Below are 3684 nucleotides of genomic sequence, written 5' to 3' on the forward strand. Positions count from 1 at the left end.
AAATTCTCGTAAAAAAACAGTGATGAATATTTTCTTTGGCCCAATAAAAAACGCCCCAGTCAAATACTGACTGGGGCGGCTGAATCAGCCTAATCCAATAACGTGAAACAAAAGGTCTGAAAGATAGAACATCTTACCTCTGTACCCTACGAGAGTTAATGTATAACAAATGGTCAGAAATGAAAACTATTTTTGTAGTTTTTTTTCATGAAAATTTTGTTAAACAACACAAAGTTTAAAATCAAGAACACTTGTTTCTAGGCCATAAAAAAGCCGACATTTGTGCGTCGGCTCATATAAATTAGCTAATTCTGCTTAAAAAACAACTAATGCGCCTGATCCCAGTTGTCTCCATGACCAGTATCCGCGACCAATGGCACCGCTAGCGTTGCCGCTGATTCCATCAATTGTTGTACTTTAATTTCAATTTCGGCTAAAGCCGTCTCTTGCACCTCAAACACCAGTTCATCGTGCACTTGCATCAAGAGTTTAACGCGTCCCTGTCCATGCTCCTCAATCCAAGCATCGACTAATAGCATCGCTTTTTTGATGATATCCGCCGCCGTACCTTGCATTGGAGCATTGATCGCAGCACGTTCAGCGGCTTTGCGGCGCATCCCATTACGCGATTTAATTTCAGGCAGATGCAAACGGCGACCAAATAAAGTTTCAACATAGCCAAGTTCACTAGCCGTAGAGCGTGTATCTTCCATGTATTGCATCACGCCAGGATAACGCTCAAAGTATTTATCCATATATTCTTGGGCTTCATAACGAGGAATGCCGAGCTGCTTAGCTAAACCAAAGGCGCTCATCCCGTAAATCAAACCAAAGTTAACCGCTTTCGCACGTCGACGTTGCTCACTGCTGACTTGCTCAATACTCACTCCAAGAATTTCAGCCGCGGTCGCTGCATGGATATCTTTCCCTTGCTGGAATGCTTCAAGCAGCGCTTTATCGCCGGACAAATGCGCCATAATCCGTAGCTCAATTTGCGAGTAATCGATGGCCAGAATTTTCCAGCCATGAGGAGCGATAAAGGCTTGACGGATCCGGCGTCCTTCTTCGTTACGGATCGGAATGTTTTGCAAATTTGGATCGGTTGAAGACAAACGACCAGTGGCGGTTACAGCTTGGTGATACGAGGTATGCACTCGCCCTGTGGTTGGGTTGATCATTTTAGGCAGTTTATCGGTATAGGTTGATTTCAACTTAGCTAAACCACGATGTTCAATGATCACTTTAGGCAGAGGATAACCGTCGAGTGCCAACTCTTGCAGTACTTCTTCATTGGTGGAAGGTGTACCTGTTGGCGTTTTCTTAATCACCGGTAGCCCCATCTGTTCAAACAAAATGGTTTGCAGCTGTTTTGGTGAGCTTAGGTTGAAAGGTTGACCCGCGATATCAAACGCTTGTTGTTCTAGTTGCTCTAAACGAGCAGCGATTTCATGCGATTGCGCGCCAAGCAACATATCATCAATCATCACGCCTGTGCGTTCCATACGTGACAACACGGGAACAAGAGGTACTTCTATCTGTTGGTAGATGCGATTGAGCTTCTCATCTTGCTCAATATGACTCATCAAACGGTGATGAAGTCGCAAAGTCACATCAGCATCTTCCGCAGCGTACGGTGCCGCTTGCTCAAGTTCAATTTGGTTGAAGGTCAGCTGGTTTTTACCTTTGCCCGCCACCTGTTCAAATGAAATACAGCTGTGTTGCAAGAATCGTAGCGCCAAACTGTCCATATCATGTTTGCCACCGACGCTGTTGTACACATAAGATGCGAGCATCGTATCGTGCTTGATGCCTTTCATATTGATACCGTAACGCGCAACAATGCTGGCATCGTATTTTAGGTTCTGCCCCACTTTGGCTTGGCTTTCATCTTCTAAAATGGGTTTAAGTTGGGCGAGTACCCAATCACGGTCCAGTTGCTTTGGTGCATCAAGATAGTCATGCGCAACAGGAACATACGCTGCAACGCCCTCTTCGATTGCAAAAGAGAGGCCAACTAAATTCGCTACCATATAATCGAGGCTGTCGGTTTCCGTATCAAACGCAAACACTTCTGCCGCTTTCAGTTTTTCTAACCAAGCATTAAATGTCTCTTCATCTAAAATGGTTTGATATTGGCCGCGATCAATCGTGGCGGCGGTTGTATCCATCTCCCTTGCTTGTGAAGAAGTGTTTACCGCACCCACTTTTTCATCAGCGTCAATCACCCCATTACCACCATCCAGCAATTCTGTTAACCAAGATTTAAACGTGAGCTGACCATAAAGTTTAATCAACTCATCAATATTGGGCTGGGTTTTGCACAAGGTTTCTGGTTTCTCTTCCAAAGCGACATCCAGCTTGATGGTGGCTAATTGGTAAGAGAGAAAAGCGTTTTCACGGTTATCCGCCAGTTTTTGCGCCATGGTTTTAGAGCCGCGAAAACCCAATTGCGCAATTTTATCGAGGTTATCGTAAATTTGCTCTAGGCTGCCAATGCCTTGTAGTAACGCAATCGCTGTTTTCTCACCGACACCCGGTACACCAGGAATGTTATCGACTTTATCGCCCATCAAGGCCAGATAATCGATGATAAGCTCAGGAGGGATACCGAATTTTTCAATCACCCCTTCACGATCAAGTACCACATTCGTCATGGTATTGATCAAGGTGACATTCTCGTCCACTAGCTGTGCCATGTCTTTATCACCAGTGCTGATCAGCACTGGCATGCCAGCTTGTGATGCTTGAGAGGCTAGCGTACCAATCACGTCATCGGCTTCGACACCTTCAATCGATATCAGCGGTAGCCCCATCGCACGGATAACATTGTGCAACGGCTCAATCTGGCAACGTAGATCATCAGGCATTGGTGGACGGTTAGCTTTGTATTGTGGGTACATATCATCGCGGAAGGTTTTTCCTTTCGCGTCAAAAATAACCACCATACGCTCAGCGGAAAACTGGCGCATCATGCTACGGAGCATATTGACCACGCCATAGACAGCATTAGTTGGAATTTCGCCATTACTCATGGTGCCTGGGTAGGCATGAAATGCACGGTAAAGGTAAGAAGAGCCATCAATCAGAATGAACGGGTTGTCAGGTATGCGAGCCATAGTCTTTTGCAATCCAAAGCGAGTACGAAATGTAATGACTAAGGATGCCATGACTGTCTTGAGGATTCCACGCCAATGCACCTTGAGCAACGAAACATTTTGCTGATTTGTCCACCACCGCAAATGACATTCTGTGGATAACTCTGTTCATAGTTTTTATCCACTGGTTATTAAACAGTGATTAATGAGGAAAACAATGGTGTTAACTTATTGTTTATAAATGAATAAAACAAAGATCGAACATTCCTATCATGATCTTTTTACGATCATTGATTGTGGAAAAGACTATCGATGGCCTTTTATTCACAACAAAAGCATCCTCTTGAAAATGAGCGATAAAAAAAGCGACACCCGAGGATGTCGCCTAGCAAAAACAGGTAAAACTAAGTGAAGTGATTCATTCAGCCTTACGATAAAGCTATAAATTACACTGGAAGCAATGTGAGCAATGTCGTGTCAAAAAGAACTTGCGCAAGTTCGTCGCCAATTTGTCTTGTTACTTTTAACACCTAGTAATTCGTTAATCGTAAACTCGACGTCCTTGTGAACTTCGCCATTCCCTAAGACA

Annotated in this window: 1 protein-coding gene; it reads right to left on the reverse strand. The window is 44.3% G+C overall.

Going from position 1 to position 3684, the window contains the following annotated elements; genetic code table 11:
* Positions 1-326: 326 nt before the first annotated feature.
* Positions 327-3116: a DNA polymerase I gene (polA, locus tag B9J84_RS01835; protein WP_094123410.1), complete on the reverse strand. Its 2790-nt coding sequence runs from the start codon at positions 3114-3116 to the stop codon at positions 327-329.
* Between the last annotated feature and the right edge of the window lie 568 nt (positions 3117-3684).

This window comes from Vibrio sp. V03_P4A6T147 (assembly GCF_002241085.1).
In the GTDB taxonomy this organism is placed as follows: Bacteria; Pseudomonadota; Gammaproteobacteria; order Enterobacterales; family Vibrionaceae; genus Vibrio; species Vibrio anguillarum.

What these genes read in the sequence shown, in the direction of transcription:
- polA (WP_094123410.1), bottom strand. Translation starts at nt 3,116, where the DNA reads ATGGCTCGCATACCTGACAACCCGTTCATTCTGATTGATGGCTCTTCT.